This window comes from Pedococcus sp. P2_D7, from assembly GCF_056404295.1.
Genome location: NZ_JBFUEH010000005.1, coordinates 263,116 through 276,966 on the forward strand (window position 1 = coordinate 263,116; position 13,851 = coordinate 276,966).

The following is a 13,851-nucleotide window of genomic DNA, read 5'->3' on the forward strand; positions in this document are numbered from 1 at the left end:
GCGGTCTGCTCCGGCTCAGCCGTACTGGGAGATGATCTCGTCGAGAAGCGGGTCACCCTGCTTCACGAGGGCGATCGGGACGTCGGTGCTCGCGTCGGCGTCGCTCTTGCCATCGGCCACGGCGAGCGGCACGTCGATGACCGCGTAGCCGATGTCCTTGAGCTGCAGGGCCGCGGAGGCGCGGTAGAACGTGCCCTGCGAGATCAACTGCAGCGACCCGACATCGCCGTCCTGGCCGCCGACGTACGTCTTGGCGTCCTTGTCAGACCGGCCCGCTCCGGTCAGTGCCTTGTAGCCGCCGTACGCGGCCCCGTCGGTGATGCCGAGCACGATGTTGAGGTCGGGGTGCTTAGCGAGGATCGCCTTGGTCTTCGACAGGCCGGTGTCGGGGTCGATGGCCTGCTCCCGTGCGACGACCTCCACGCCCGGGGCGCCCTTGGTGAAGGCGTCGATCATGCCGGCCGTGCGCTTGCGCCCGAGCTCGATGGTGTCGTCGACCAAGAAGGCGATCTTGCCCTTGCCGCCCAGCACGTCGTTGGCCCACTTCGCGGCGTCCTCGCCGAGCAGCCGGCCGCCCTCCTCGAAGCTGAAGGTGATCGAGGCGCTCTGGCTCTTCAGCGTGCCGCCGTAGGTCACCCAGATGCAGCCGGCGCCGAGGGCCTTGGCCGCCTGGGCCTCGACAGCCTCGAACACCATCGGGAAGGACACGATGGCCGGGACCTTCTTGGCGATGAGGGTGTCGAGGTTGGAGGCCTGCACGTCAGGCCGACCGTTGTCGCTGGTCTGCTCCAGCGTGACGCCCTTCTCCTTCGCGCGCTCCTTGGCGAACTTCGTCACGCCCGCGAAAACGGGGAGGAAGGTGAAGGGGTAGTCGAAGGCGATGGTGTCAACGTTCTGGCCGGACTTGGTGACCTTCTCGCCGTCGCCGCTGGTGGACGACGGCGCGCTGCAGGCAGACACGAGGACGGCGGCGCCGAGGCCGCCGGTCCATCCGAAGAAGGTGCGGCGGGACAGGTCATGAGGCAGGTCGCCGGTTTGGTTGCGAGTGGACATGGTGGTGCTCCGTTCGGTGGTGGTGAGGATCAGGCGCGGGTGTAGGGGGCGATGTCGTCGAGGAGCGGAACGACCTGGTCGAGTAGCGCGGTCTGGTGCGCTTGCAGCTCCTGCTGGCCCATCGCCCCGAAGATCGGCTCGTACGGGTCGGCCAGCGGGGTCGTCACGCCGGCGAGGGCCTCGATGACGGCGAGACCGCAGAACGGCACGTAGGCGGGGTTGTATCCGCCCTCGTGGCTCATCGCGATCCGCCCGTCGCACAGGTCCGCCGCGATACCCATCAGGCGCTCGGTCATGGTCCGGTACGTCGACGCGGTGAGTCCCTGGCGCGCCAACGGGTCGGCGGCATTGGCGTCGAAGCCGCTCGCCACCAGGATCAGGTCGGGCCGGAACCGCTCGATCGCCGGCGCCACGACCCGGTCGAAGGCCGCCAGGTAGCCGCCGTTGCCCGTGCCCGGGGGAAGCGGCACGTTGAGCGCGTACCCGTGGCCGGCCCCGGTGCCCCGCTCGGTGACGTGACCGGTGTCGGGCGGGAAGACCCGGTCCTGGTGCAGGGAGACGGTGAGCGTGTCGGGGTCGTCGTAAAACGCTGCCTGCGTGCCGTTGCCGTGGTGGACGTCCCAGTCGAGGACGGCGATCCGCTCGACGCCGTGGCTGCGCCGCACCGCCTGTGCCGCAATCGCGAGGTTGCCGAACATGCAGAACCCCATGCCGGTCTCGGGGACCGCGTGGTGACCGGGCGGACGGATCAATGCGTAGGCGTTGTCGACCCGACCCTCGACGACCGCCTCCGTCGCAGCGATCATCCCGCCGGCCGCAAGCCGCCCGATCTCGATGCCACCGGGACCGAACGGGCTGAGCCCGTCGCCCGAGTCGCCGCCCTTGGGCTGGTCGCTGCCCGCCTGGATCCGCTCGAGGTGCTCACGGGTGTGCACCAGCAGGATCTCGTCGTCGGTCGCCTTGCGGGGAGCGATCCGGGTGAGCTGGTCGATCACCCCCGAGACGACGACCAGCTCGTGGATCCGTCGCTTGGTCTCGGCGTTCTCGAAGTGCTGGAAGGGCTGGACGCCGGCGCGGTGGTCGGCGGGGAACAGCCCGGCGTTGGTTCCTGTGTCGTGCCAGCCGAAGAGCTCGTGGTAGACGTAGCCGGTTGCCATGTCGCCTCCTGGATGCGGCGCCGGTGAAGTCGGCGCGGTTCCGTCATCGTGGAGGAGCAGGCGGGGCCGGGACATTGGCAGAAATGCCAGTCTTTGGCGGCGAGCGTCAGGCGGTGGGGGGCTCCAGGATCCGCACGAGCGAGCGGACGGAGCCGGGGTCTGCCGACGGCAGCAGCACGCCCGCGGCGGTCGCCTTGGCCGCGGCCCCGGCGCGTGAGGGAGTGTCGAGCCGCGCGAGGATCGCCTCGACGTGCGCGGCCACCGTGCGTTGGGTCAGGCAGAACTCGTCGGCGATGTCGCGGTTGCCGGCGCCGGTAGCCACCGCGGTGAGGACCTCGAGCTGGCGTAGGGTGAGCCCGAGCGTGGAGCTGGCCGGCCTCGTGGCGACGATGCAGGGCTGACGCGCGGTGTGCCGGCCCTCGGGCGAGTGCACCCGCACCTCGACCAGCCGACCGTCCTGCAGGTGCAGGAAGGAAGCGAACCGGACGCCGGTCGCGAGGATGGTCCGCAGGATCGTCAGCACGTCCTCGTCCAGCTCCAGGTGCAGAGGGTCACGCCCGACGACGGGGCGCGCCCGTCCGGCGGCGTCGATGTGCACGACGGCGTAGTCCGGCGGCAGGGTGACGTCGCGCGCGGAGCAGGAGGCGACCTCGGTGACCCTGGCCAGGACGCGTCCTACGGCCGGCAGCTGTGCGATCGAGTCGTGGTGCAGATCGCCTGCCCTCGCCGAGAGGTGGAGGATGCCGACGACTCCGCCGGTGACGGCCCGCAGCGCGAGAGAGAGGCCGTCGTCGTACCCAGCGGGCTGGAGGACATCGCGGAAGTGGCTCGAGGCGCAGAAATCGTGGACGTTGTTCTCGATCCGCAGTGGCGCGGTGCTGGCGAGGACGAGCTGCCCGTGGGGCGAGGAGAGGAAGGCTCCGCCGAGGTGGTGGGCGACGGTGGACGAGTAGCCGACACTGGCGACAGTCTGCCACTGGGCGTCCCGCGCGCCGCGACTCGCCGTCGTCGCGGTGTCGATCTGGCACGCGCGGGCGCCGGTCTCGTCGGCGAGGCGCTCGAGCAGGTCGGGCAGTCGCCGTGTCGTCTCGTCATGGGAGTCGAGCGTGGCCAAGTCCACGACGAGGTCGAGCAGGTGGTGGCCGTCGTTCGCGGTGTCGGCAGCGACCGTTGGCGCAGCGAGTGGCGCTGGTTTCAGAGCTGCCATGGGTCCGCCATCGGTCTGGGCGAGAATGTTTGGTGCCGAATGATATCTCGCACCGCTCACGTTGGGCAACACCCTCGGGACTGTTGACAGCGACCCGTCCTCCTGCTTTTGTTTGGGTCCGAACGATTGTCTGCTCCCGTGACGCGTGTGGTTACCGCCAACCGAGGGCCACGTGAGAGGAGCCACGAATGACCACTCCGGAGAAGGCTGGCGCGAAGCCCGCGCGGAGAACCGCCGGGAAGGCGACGCCCCAGGCAACCGCGCGGAAGGCGACCACGTCTGCGCCGACGAAGGACCCAACCGGCGCGCCCGTCGTCCCGTTGCCGACCGGGCCTGCTCCCATTGCGACCGTGGCGACGGACGCCGCCTTCGCGCCGGCCGCCCCGAGCGACGCCCCGCGACGCCGGTTGCGGAACCTGTCGGAGGTGCGCCACTTCTTCCGCACCAACGACGTCCCGATCTACTTCTTCGGCGCCACGCCGTTCAACCTGCTCGGGCTCGACCGCTGGGTCCGCAACTTCACCTATGTCACCTACTACGACGCGTGGGACGGTGCGCACCCCCGGGTCTTCACGCCCAGCCACAAGCCCTACGTCGAGTTCGAAGGCGGGGAGCACATCAACAACTGGCTCCTCGAGAACCCGGAGGTGCGGGCCTTCATCACCAGCCGCACGAGGCCCGGCGTGCGCCCGAAGATCGCGATGGTGTTCTTCGACGAGGAGACCGAACGGATCTGCGACGAGCTCGGCTACGATCTCATCCTGCCGTCGGCGGCGCTGCGCAACCACCTCGACTCGAAGATGGTCACGACCCGTCTCGGCAACGAGGTCGGCGTGCCGAGCGTGCCGAACGTGATGACCACCGTCGACGACTTCGCGGGCCTGGTGAAGGCGGCGGCCGAAGCGCGTCTCGGCGACGACCTCGTCGTGCAGACGGCGTACGGCGACTCCGGCAAGACCACCTTCTTCATCGCCTCCGAGGCGGATTGGAAGAAGCACCACCAGGAGATCGCGGGCGCCGAGGTCAAGGTGATGAAGCGGATCAACAACCGCCCGGTCGCCGTGGAGGCGGTGCTCACCGGCTGCGGAACCGTCGTCGGCCCCTTCATGTCCGAGCTGACCGGCCACCCGAAGCTCACGCCGTACCGCGGCGGCTGGTGCGGCAACGAGATGTTCCCCGAGGTGCTCACCGGCCACCTCCGCACCCGGGCGGCCGACCTCGTCCGCCGCCTGGGTGACCGCCTTGGCAAGGAGGGCTACCGCGGATTCTTCGAGGTGGACGTCCTGGTCGACGTCGACACCGAGGAGGTCTACCTCGGCGAGCTGAACCCGCGAATCAGCGGCGCGTCGTCGATCACGAATGTCACCGCTGGCGCCTATGCCGACGTCCCGCTGTTCCTGTTCCACCTGCTGGAGTTCCTCGATGTGGACTTCGACCTCGACGTCGAGGAGATCAACGCGCGCTGGCAGCAGCTCGCGGCAGTCGACCTGTGGTCGCAGATGATCATCAAGGAGACCTCGCCAGGGGTCGAGCGGATCGACACGGCGGCTCCGAGCGGCGCCTACGTGCTCGACGGGACCGGTGCCCTGGTCTTCCGACGGGCTGCCCTCGACTGGCACCAGCTGCAGGACGAGAGCGAAGCCTTCTTCCTGCGGATCTACGGCCCGGGGGACTACCGCTGGAAAGGGGCAGACCTCGGCGTGCTGGTCACGAAAGGCCGACTGCAGACCGGCACGCCGGGCAAGCCCGCGGTCTTGAACATCCGGGCGAAGCACCTGATCGCGTCGGTGCGGGCGCACTACAGCGGCACGTCGGTGGCGCCCCCGGCGAAGCCGGTGCCGCATCCTGCGGTCAAGGGTGGCCCGATTGCCCGGGGCTAGACTTCCCGGCCGAGCGCAGGGACGGGGTCTGCGGCGTCCGCAACGATCGGGAGAAGCAGTGGTGGTGGGTGGGCAGGCGGACCAGCCGCAGCTCGGCGTGACGCTGGACAACTGGCAGGTCGCGCCGCAGCTGCAGTGGTCGTTCCAGCACATTGACGAGCTCTTCCCGACGGCACGGATCGCCTGCGGCGACGGGCCGGTCGCCGAGCTCGGCGTCGCCCCGGTCGACGCCGGTGCCCTGCCGGTCGTCCTCCACGACGGCTCGACGGTCACCGTCGCGGAGGTGATGGCGCAGACCGACACGGACGGGTGGATCGTGTGCCGGCAGGGCCAGGTCGTGGCGGAGCAGTATCCCCGTGCGATGGCGCCGGGGACGCGTCACCTGCTGATGTCGGTCAGCAAGTCGCTGGTCGGCACGGTCGCCGGCGCGCTCGTCGACGCCGGTGCCCTCGACCCGGCGGCCCTGCTGTCGTCGTACGTCCCCGAGCTGGGGTTCAGCGGGTACGCCGGCGCCACCGTGCGGCACCTGCTCGACATGCGCTCGGGCATCCAGTTCTCCGAGACCTACCTCGATCCCGCCGCCGAGGTGCGACTCCTCGAGCAGGCGATCGGCTGGGCGCCGCGCGAGCACCCCGGCGTGCCCGGCACCATGTACGACTTCCTGCTGACCCTTCGCCAGAAGGCGCCGCACGGCGGCCCGTTCGAATACCGCAGTGGCGAGACGGATGTGCTCGGCTGGATCTGCGAGGTGGCCGCGGGGGAGCGGATGCCCGAGCTCATGTCGCAGGTGCTCTGGTCGCGGATCGGTGCGGAGCACGATGCTGTCATCGGCGTCGACTCGGCCGGCTCGGGCATGTTCGACGGCGGGATCTGCGCCACCCTGCGTGACCTGGCCAGGTTCGGGACGATGCTCGCGCGCGGCGGCACCTCGCTCACGGGCGAGCAGGTTCTCAGCCCGGCCTGGCTGGAGGACACCTACCGGGGCGACCCGGACTCGCGGGAGGCGTTCGCGAACAGCCCGACGGAGACGCTGATGACCGGCGGGATGTACCGCAACCAGTTCTGGTTGCCCTATCCCGACCGCGACGTGCTGGTCTGTCTCGGCATCCACGGGCAGATGGTCTACATCAACCCGTACACCGGCGTGGTGGCTGCCAAGCTCTCGAGTTGGCCGGAGCCCCAGCACGCCTGGAAACTCTTCTCGACGCTGCGAGCCTTCGACGCCGTGTCGGCACAGCTCGCCTGAGCCTTCGCCCGCCTGATGGGTGCTGATTTTTTTCCCGATCCACTCTTGCGGGAGCGCGCGACTGGCAATACGTTCGGACCCGAACAATCGCGTTCGGGTCAGAACGAATACAGTGCGGTCGAGAGAATGGCGCCCCATGGAATCCAACGAACCCAGCAGCTCCCCCGAGTCCAGCCAGGTCGGGAAGGGTCGTCTGTCGCGTCGCTCAGGTGCGCCCAGCCTTGCCATGCTGGCCGGGATCGGTCCCTCCGCCTGCCGATCGGCCTACAGGTCATCGGTCGCAACCACGACGACGCCGGCGTGATCGAGTTCGCCGCCGCCTGGGAGCGTGAGACCCGCTTCATCGAGAAGCACCTCCCGCCCCTCATCGCGCCGTGACCGCGCGCCCACTGGTCGCCATCCCGGCGCGGTTCTCAGCCTCCGCCTCGGCACTGCGCTACGGCGCCGACGTCGCCTCGCGTGTGCTGGTCGAGGGGGTGTACGCCGCCGGCGGCGAGCCGCTGGTGATCCATCCGGCTGCACCCTACGGCCGGGTCGAACTGGCGGAGGTCGCCGACCGACTCTGGTTCGCCGACGCTGTCCTGCTACCCGGGGGAGGTGACCTGGCGGCGCACTGGTCGGGCCAGCAGCCCCACGAGACGTTGTACGACGTCGACGTGGAGCAAGACGCCTTCGACCTCGCCGTGGCCCGGTTCGCGCTTGACGAAGGGTTGCCGCTGCTGGCGGTCTGTCGCGGCAACCAGGTGGTGAACGTGACTCTCGGGGGTGACTTGATCCAGGACCTCGGGGAGCGGATCCACCGTCACATGGTGCAGCCCATCGACGTACTTCCCGACTCGCGCCTGGCTGGCATCGTCGGCACGCGGCCGACGATCTCCTGCTACCACCACCAGGGCATCGGACGGCTCGGTGCGGGCCTGCAGGCCGTGGCGACGGCCCCGGACGGGGTGGTCGAGGCGGTTGAGCTGAGCGGGTCCCGTGGCTGGTACCTCGGTGTGCAGTGGCACCCGGAGGACACGGCCGCGTCGGACCCGAAGCAGGCTGCCCTGTTCGCGGCGCTGGTCGCCGCCGCGCAGGAGCGGCGTGCAGCGCGGAGCGCCTGACCCGGGCCCTCCGGCCGGACGAGGGTCACCCCTCGTGCGCTGCCCCGTTTTGGTTCGTCTCCACGGACTTCACCACGTCGCGCAGTGCGCGGGTGAGGGAGGTGATCTTGTTGGCCGAAAGGTTGCGGATGATCGCGGACTCGATGGCGTTGAACTCGGGGTAGAGATGCTCCATCAGCGCGATGCCCTCGGGGGTCAGTCGCAGCCGGACCAGGCGCCGGTCGTGCTCGTCGCCCTCGCGCAGGATCAGGCCGCGTGACTCCAGCGTCTTGACCACGCCGGTGAGCGTCGCCTTCGAGATGTCGGCGGACTCGGCGACGTGGCGGGTCTCCATGCCGTCCCAGATCCAGACCACCCAGAGCACAACGAAGCCGGTCCAGGTCAGGTCGTGACCGCGGAGCACACGGTTGGTGAGCTCGGCCCGCGCGGCGTTGGCCGCCCGGAAGAGGGTCGCCAGCGCGTTGGATGCGGCAAAGTCGAGAGGCAGCGCGTCGACGTGCTGCTTCATCGCGCGCTCAGTCTCTTCAAGGGTGTGGTGATCGGGCATGGCGTCAGCGTAGACGTACCTACTCCTTCGTCCCAGACTGAGGCCGCGAGCGCGGTGCGACCAACTGAGATCGTTCGGAAACAAACATTTTCCCTGAGAAGGATGGCGCTCCAGGTCACATGCCATTATCGTACGGATCCGAACGACTTGTTCACAGGGTCAAAAGACCCAGGCGGCTTCGACCGCTGCGACAGCGAAGGAATCCCATGTCGGACACCGTCAACACCACTCTGCGCAAGAGCGCGCTGGGGGTCGGCGCGATCGTGTTCCTCGTCCGTGCGGCGGTGGCACGACTGACTGGCATGGCCGAGGTCGTCTCGCTCGCCATCGCGCTCGGCTACTTGGGTGGCTCACCCTTCGCGTTCCTGGCGGTGGCCGTCGCGCTCCTGCTGGTCGCGGTCGGCTACGGGAAGATGTCGAGCGAGGTGGTGAACGCGGGCGGCTTCAACACCTTCGTCGTGAAGGGCCTCGGGCGGCCCGCGGGCATCGGCTACGCGCTCTACCTGCGCACGTCGAAGCAGGCCGTGTACGACGCCCTGGCGTCCGACCTCGAACGCTTCGACGACTACCTCCGCAGCAGCCCGGTTGCCGTTTGATGATGGATTACTGCGAATCGAACGGAGACTGACCTGTGGAACACATCGACCAGGACGCCCTGCGCGAGACGACCGAACGGCTGCGCGCCGAAGGCATCGACGTCATCAGGCTGGGCTACAGCGACCTGATCGGCACCGAGCGCGGCCGCGACATCCTGGCCGACCGGTTCGACCGGACGGCCGGTGCCGGCGTCGCCTTCTGCCGCTCGGTCTACGGGACGTCGCCGATGGGCGATGTCGTCGACATCGCCGGCGGCATCTCCTCGGGGCTGCCCGACATCGTGGCCGTCCCCGACCTCGCCACGATGCACCCGGTTCCGTGGGAGCCCGGCGTAGCGCATGTCATCGCCGACGTCTACAACCCCGACGGCTCGCTGTCGGAGGAGAACCCGCGCAGCGTCTTGCGCCGTGTGGTCGACCGCTTCGCGGAGCTGGGGATGAGGCCGATCGTGGGCCCGGAGCTCGAGTTCTACGTCCTCGAGCCAGACGAGGGCTCGACCACCGGCTGGAAGCGGTACGGCGAAGCCACCGGCAACGTCTACGTCGCCGGCCTCAAGGGCGACCCCGAGAACACCCTGCTCGCCTCGCTGCGCGACCTCGCGGCCTACGGCCTCGACGTCGTCGCCGCGAACCACGAGTTCTCCAGCGGCCAGTTCGAGATCAACCTCTGGCACTCCGAGGCCCTCGACGCCGCCGACCGGGCCTTCCGGTTCAAGACCGCCGTCAAGGAGCTCGCCCGGCGCCGCGGCAAGCTGGCGACCTTCATGGCCAAGCCGTTCAACGACGAGGGCGGCTCCGGCTTCCACGTCCACTTCAGTACCCTCGACGCCGACGGAAAGCCGCTCTTCGACGACCCGAACGGCGCCGACGGTCTCTCCGACACAGCACGTTCCGCGATCGCCGGCGTGCTCGCGCACGCGCCGGCGCTGGCGGCGATCAGCAACCCGACGGTCAACTCCTACAAGCGGTTCGGGCCCGACACCCTGGCGCCCTGGCTGATCGACTGGGGTCTCGACAATCGCAGCGCGATGGTCCGGATCCCGCCCGAGCGCGGCCGCGCCTCGCGGATGGAGCTGCGCCTGGGGGATGCATCAGCCAACCCCTACCTCGCGGTGGCCGGTCTGCTCGCTGCGGCGTACCTGGGCATCCGCGACGGTCTCGCCCCGCCCGACAAGCTCGAGGGCTACGGCTACGACCCGACCAAGGCCGACCGGCTGCCGAGCAGCCTCGGTGCGTCGCTCGACGCGCTCGAAGAGAACAAGGACCTCGCCGACATCCTCGGCCCGACGTTCGTGTCGACGTTCGTCGCCTACAAGCGCAACGAGCTCGAGCGCTTCAGCCAGTTCGTGACCGACTGGGAGTTCCGGGAGTACGCCTACCACCTGTGAGGTGGCCGGCGAGAGAGAGTGAGGGGAATCCCTTGGTGATGCAACCCATCGTCCGTGAGTTCGAGGCGGACCTGACCATTGTCGCGTCCAGCGAGGTGGCAGCCGACGTGTTGGCGCTCACGCTGGCTGCGCCCGACGGCTCGGCGCTGCCGCCGTGGACGCCCGGCGCGCACATCGACCTGGTGCTGGGCGACGACCTCGTCCGCCAGTACTCGCTGTGCAGCAGCCCGGGCGACAGTACGCAGTGGCGGGTCGGGGTGCTGCGCGATCCCGACAGCCGCGGGGGCTCCAAGGCTGTCCACGCCGAGCTCCACGAGGGCGGCACGGTCCGGGTCCGCGGACCGCGCAACCACTTCCCGATGGTCAGCTCGCCGCGTTACCTCTTCGTCGCGGGCGGCATCGGGATCACACCGATGCTGCCGATGATCGCCGACGCCGAGGCTGCGGGCGCCGACTGGCGCCTGGTGTACGGCGGCCGCACCCGCACCTCCATGGCGTTCCTCGACGAGCTGGCGGCCTACGGCGACAAGGTGACCGTGCTGCCCCAGGACGAGGCGGGGATGCCCGACCTCGACGGGCTGCTCGGCACTCCCGAGCCCGACACCCTCGTCTACACCTGCGGACCGACGGGGCTTCTCGACGCGGTCGAGGCCCGGTGCGCCGCGGCGTGGCCGGCAGGCGCCCTGCACCTGGAGCGGTTCTCGGCGAAGGCGTCCGACACCAGCGGCGACACCGCGTTCGAGCTCGTGCTGCAGCGCTCCGGCCTGACGCTCGAGGTGCCGGCCGACGCGTCGGTCTACGACGTCTGCAAGGCGGCCGGGGTCAGCGTCGTGGGCTCCTGCCTGGAGGGCATCTGCGGCACCTGCGAGACCGAGGTCGTCGACGGCGACGTCGACCACCGCGACTCCATCCTCAACGAGGAGGAGAAGGCGTCCAACGAGTTCATGATGATCTGCGTGTCCCGGTGCCGCTCCGGCTCCCTGACCCTGGACCTGTGAGAGGTAGCCCTGATGAGAGAGCGTCATGAGGCCGGCTACCCGCGCAACGCGTGGTACGCCCTCGCCTCCTCCTCCGAGGTCACCCGGGAGCCGCTCGGCACCCGGGCCCTCGACCTGCCGGTCGTCCTGTTCCGCACCACGGACGGCTCCGTCGTCGCGCTGGGTGACCGCGACGCACACCGCCCGTACCCGCTGAGCCTGGGCCGCGTCGAAGGGGACACCATCGTCTCCGGCTACTCCGGCTTCGCCTACGACCCCACCGGCGCCTGCGTGCGGGTGCCGTCCCAAGAGCAGGTGCCGTACGGCGCCCGCGTGCCGTCGTACCCCGTCCGCGAGGCGGGGGACCTGGTGTGGGTCTGGTTCGGCGAGCCGTCGCTGGCGGACCGCCGCCCACCCCGCCCCACGTCGTGGCTGACCGATCCCGCCTGGGAGACGTTCGGCGGCCAGTGGGAGACCGCGGCCAACGTGCGCCTGCTGCACGACAACTTCGCCGACATCACCCACGTAGCCGTGGTCGACCCGGTCATCTCGCCCCCGGTGCTCGCCGGTGTCGCGCCCGCGCTCGAGGTGGAGCTCACCGAGACGACCGTCGTCTTCCACCGCGGCTGGCCGGCCGCCCCCATGCCCCCTTGGCAAGCCAGCGTCTCGGGCTCGTCGGCCACGACGTCGTACCCCCAGCGGGAGGAGGGCGCATTCCTCTCTCCCGGCCTGTGGGCCGACCGGTGGGAGGTCCTGCTGCCCGCCGACGAGGGCGGCCCGCAGGTCTTCCGCTTCACCCATGCGGTGACGCCGGTGGACGACCGCCACACCCGCCACCACTGGCGGGTCAGCCGCAACTTCGCGCCGGGAGCCGAGGCGAGCGAGGCCCTGCGCCCGATCTTCGAGGCCTACTACCTCAAGGTCCGCGAGATCCTGGAGACCATGCAGCAGGTCATCGACCGCGACGGCTACGGCGAGGACGTCAACGTCGCCGCGGACCTAGCCGTGCTCCATGTCCGCAAGATACTGCGCCGACTGCTCGCAGACGAGGGCTGACGCACGCCCGGCTTCGCGAGTAGTTGTGCGAGTCTCGACCGGCAAGTGTGTCTCGAGCAGGTTGCCCGTGGTTTTTCTACCATTCCGCAGTGAAAGCCCGATCCAGGATCTGCATCCATCCACCGCGAACACAGGAGTTGTCGTGCCCACCGATTCCGGTCCGTCGACCAATATGTTGCCCCCGACCGCGGGCGATGAAAGCAACGAAGGCCGTGGGGTCACTGCCCCGGTGGTGCAGGCCGGCCCGGCCGGGTTCCCTGACTTGGCCGACCAGTTGCAGATCGCCGTTGGCGAGATGGGTAACTGGATGAGCCAGTACGGCCCGTTCACTCCGCACCCGTCGCTCACCGTGAGCCGCGCTGCGCTCGAGCGGGAGTCGGCGGAACTGCGGACCCGGTTGCGGGACAACTACCCCTTCTTCCACCCGCGCTATGTCGGGCAAATGCTCAAGCCGCCCCATCCAGCCGCGGTCATCGGCTACCTCACCGCGATGCTGGTCAACCCCAACAACCACGCACTCGACGGCGGTCCTGCGACCGCGCAGATGGAGAAGGAGGTGGTGGCTCAGCTGGCAGGGATGTTCGGCTTCAAGGAGCACCTCGGTCATCTCACCAGCAGCGGCACCATTGCCAACCTCGAGGCGCTGTTCGTTGCCCGCCAGACCCACCCGGACAAGGCCATCGCCTTCAGCACCGAGGCGCACTACACCCACTCCCGGATGTGCCACGTGTTGGGCATCGAGGGCATAGCGGTCCCCACCACCGCTGACGGCTCGATGGACGTCCAGGCGCTCGAAGATCTGCTGCGCGGCGGCCGGGTCGGCACGGTGGTCGCCACCACCGGCACCACCGGCCTGGGTGCCGTGGACCCGGTCCACGAGATCGTTCCGCTGTGCCGGGCCCACGATGTGCGTGTTCACGTCGACGCGGCCTACGGCGGGTTCTTCCGACTCATCGCCGATGACACTCCCGACGGCGTCGCCGCCGCGCCCTTCGCCGCCATTGCCGAGTGCGACTCGGTCGTCATCGATCCCCACAAGCACGGCCTCCAGCCCTACGGCTGCGGTGCCGTGCTGTTCCGCGACCCAGCCGTCGCGACCCATTATCTGCACGAGTCGCCCTACACGTACTTCACCTCCGATGAACTCCACCTGGGCGAGATCTCCCTGGAATGCTCGCGCGCGGGCGCGGCCGCCGCCGCGTTGTGGCTCACGCTGCGGCTGCTGCCGCTCACCGTGGACGGGCTGGGCGCCGCCTTGCGCCCGGGCCGCCGAGCAGCACTGGACTGGGCACAGACGATCTCGGCGAGCGATGATCTGGATCTCTACCAACAGCCGCAGCTGGACATCCTCAGCTACTTCCCCGCCCGGCCCCGGCTCTCCGAGGTCGACCGGGCCAGCGAACAGGTCCTGACCCGGGGCATGCAACTGCCCCCGGACGAGGCCCTGTTCGTGGCCACCTACAACGTCCAGGCCGACGCGCTCGCTGCGCGCGGCCACCAGATGGAGGCCGACATTCCAGCCGGGCGCATCCTGCGCAGCGTGCTGATGAAGCCCGAGAGCGCCGACCTCGTGCCCCAGCTGCACCAGCAGGTACTCGACCTGCTCCGCGACACGCAGTAGCCAACGCACCAACCACCTGG

General features: G+C 69.5%; 12 protein-coding genes. 8 read left to right on the forward strand and 4 right to left on the reverse strand.

The window, feature by feature from the left end:
• Positions 1-15: 15 nt before the first annotated feature.
• The 3 genes from AC1DWJ_RS13675 to AC1DWJ_RS13685 form a co-directional block, all read right to left on the reverse strand.
• Positions 16-1,053, reverse strand: a complete 1,038-nt coding sequence (locus AC1DWJ_RS13675; protein WP_477621049.1) for a sugar ABC transporter substrate-binding protein — start codon at positions 1,051-1,053, stop codon at positions 16-18.
• A 29-nt stretch (positions 1,054-1,082) separates the two neighbouring features.
• Complete coding sequence (locus tag AC1DWJ_RS13680) at positions 1,083-2,210, reverse strand: class II histone deacetylase (RefSeq protein WP_477621050.1); 1,128 nt, start codon at positions 2,208-2,210, stop codon at positions 1,083-1,085.
• Between the two features lie 106 nt (positions 2,211-2,316).
• A complete protein-coding gene (locus AC1DWJ_RS13685) occupies positions 2,317-3,417 on the reverse strand; it encodes a helix-turn-helix transcriptional regulator (protein ID WP_477621051.1) in 1,101 nt (366 codons plus the stop codon).
• A gap of 350 nt (positions 3,418-3,767) precedes the next feature.
• Between AC1DWJ_RS13685 and AC1DWJ_RS13690 the strand changes: the two genes are divergently transcribed.
• From AC1DWJ_RS13690 to AC1DWJ_RS13700, 3 genes are all read left to right on the forward strand, one after another.
• Positions 3,768-5,297 (forward strand): biotin carboxylase, encoded by a 1,530-nt coding sequence (locus AC1DWJ_RS13690; protein ID WP_477621052.1) that lies wholly within the window; start codon positions 3,768-3,770, stop codon positions 5,295-5,297.
• 64 nt (positions 5,298-5,361) lie between these two features.
• Complete coding sequence (locus tag AC1DWJ_RS13695; RefSeq protein ID WP_477621053.1) at positions 5,362-6,543, forward strand: serine hydrolase domain-containing protein; 1,182 nt, start codon at positions 5,362-5,364, stop codon at positions 6,541-6,543.
• 374 nt (positions 6,544-6,917) lie between these two features.
• A complete protein-coding gene (locus AC1DWJ_RS13700; RefSeq protein ID WP_477621054.1) occupies positions 6,918-7,646 on the forward strand; it encodes a gamma-glutamyl-gamma-aminobutyrate hydrolase family protein in 729 nt (242 codons plus the stop codon).
• Positions 7,647-7,671: 25 nt separating this feature from the next.
• Here AC1DWJ_RS13700 and AC1DWJ_RS13705 read toward each other — a convergent pair whose 3' ends face one another.
• Positions 7,672-8,193 (reverse strand): MarR family winged helix-turn-helix transcriptional regulator, encoded by a 522-nt coding sequence (locus tag AC1DWJ_RS13705; RefSeq protein ID WP_477621055.1) that lies wholly within the window; start codon positions 8,191-8,193, stop codon positions 7,672-7,674.
• A 206-nt stretch (positions 8,194-8,399) separates the two neighbouring features.
• On the opposite strand from AC1DWJ_RS13705, the gene AC1DWJ_RS13710 reads away from it, so the two are divergent.
• The 5 genes from AC1DWJ_RS13710 to AC1DWJ_RS13730 all read left to right on the forward strand — a co-directional run bounded on the left by AC1DWJ_RS13710 (position 8,400) and on the right by AC1DWJ_RS13730 (position 13,831).
• Entirely contained in the window at positions 8,400-8,789 is a 390-nt protein-coding gene (locus AC1DWJ_RS13710; RefSeq protein WP_477621056.1) for a hypothetical protein, read from the forward strand.
• A gap of 35 nt (positions 8,790-8,824) precedes the next feature.
• Positions 8,825-10,177, forward strand: a complete 1,353-nt coding sequence (locus AC1DWJ_RS13715) for a glutamine synthetase family protein (protein WP_477621057.1) — start codon at positions 8,825-8,827, stop codon at positions 10,175-10,177.
• 38 nt (positions 10,178-10,215) lie between these two features.
• Positions 10,216-11,175, forward strand: a complete 960-nt coding sequence (locus AC1DWJ_RS13720) for a PDR/VanB family oxidoreductase (RefSeq protein ID WP_477621213.1) — start codon at positions 10,216-10,218, stop codon at positions 11,173-11,175.
• 12 nt (positions 11,176-11,187) lie between these two features.
• A complete protein-coding gene (locus AC1DWJ_RS13725; RefSeq protein WP_477621058.1) occupies positions 11,188-12,210 on the forward strand; it encodes a Rieske 2Fe-2S domain-containing protein in 1,023 nt (340 codons plus the stop codon).
• 142 nt (positions 12,211-12,352) lie between these two features.
• Positions 12,353-13,831, forward strand: coding sequence for a pyridoxal phosphate-dependent decarboxylase family protein (locus AC1DWJ_RS13730; protein WP_477621059.1), 1,479 nt, complete (start codon positions 12,353-12,355; stop codon positions 13,829-13,831).
• Positions 13,832-13,851: the final 20 nt, after the last annotated feature.

What these genes read in the sequence shown, in the direction of transcription:
- AC1DWJ_RS13675 (WP_477621049.1), bottom strand. Translation starts at nt 1,053, where the DNA reads ATGTCCACTCGCAACCAAACCGGCGACCTGCCTCATGACCTGTCCCGC.
- AC1DWJ_RS13685 (WP_477621051.1), bottom strand. Translation starts at nt 3,417, where the DNA reads ATGGCAGCTCTGAAACCAGCGCCACTCGCTGCGCCAACGGTCGCTGCC.
- AC1DWJ_RS13705 (WP_477621055.1), bottom strand. Translation starts at nt 8,193, where the DNA reads ATGCCCGATCACCACACCCTTGAAGAGACTGAGCGCGCGATGAAGCAG.
- AC1DWJ_RS13720 (WP_477621213.1), top strand. Translation starts at nt 10,216, where the DNA reads ATGCAACCCATCGTCCGTGAGTTCGAGGCGGACCTGACCATTGTCGCG.
- AC1DWJ_RS13710 (WP_477621056.1), top strand. Translation starts at nt 8,400, where the DNA reads ATGTCGGACACCGTCAACACCACTCTGCGCAAGAGCGCGCTGGGGGTC.
- AC1DWJ_RS13725 (WP_477621058.1), top strand. Translation starts at nt 11,188, where the DNA reads ATGAGAGAGCGTCATGAGGCCGGCTACCCGCGCAACGCGTGGTACGCC.
- AC1DWJ_RS13680 (WP_477621050.1), bottom strand. Translation starts at nt 2,210, where the DNA reads ATGGCAACCGGCTACGTCTACCACGAGCTCTTCGGCTGGCACGACACA.